The sequence below is a fragment of the Microbacterium sp. ZXX196 genome (assembly GCF_009709595.1).
Lineage (GTDB): Bacteria > Actinomycetota > Actinomycetes > Actinomycetales > Microbacteriaceae > Microbacterium > Microbacterium excoecariae.
In genome coordinates, this window is sequence record NZ_WMEE01000537.1 from 1 (window position 1) to 233 (window position 233).

Sequence of the window (233 nt, forward strand, 5' to 3'; positions counted from 1 at the left end):
AGGGCGTGGGCTGGCAGGGCTGACGGCTCAGCCGAAATCGCCCTGGCAGAACCAGCCGCCCGACACCGCGCCGCCATGGGCGTAGAACAGCCATAGCCGTTCGCCGGTTTCGGTTTCCACCCGCGCTGCGGGCGCGACGCTGTCGGGAACGGTCACGCTGTCTGGCTCCTCGGCATAGATCGTCAAGGTGCCGCCGACCGACGCGCCGTCGCCAAAGCGCAGATCCTCGGTGG

1 protein-coding gene is annotated in these 233 nt (G+C 69.5%); it reads right to left on the reverse strand.

Features of this window, described 5'->3' with window-relative positions:
- Positions 1-27 precede the first annotated feature (27 nt).
- Positions 28-233, reverse strand: a 206-nt coding sequence (locus GJQ66_RS14440) for a hypothetical protein (protein WP_196215962.1), incomplete at its 5' end; no start/stop codon positions are given.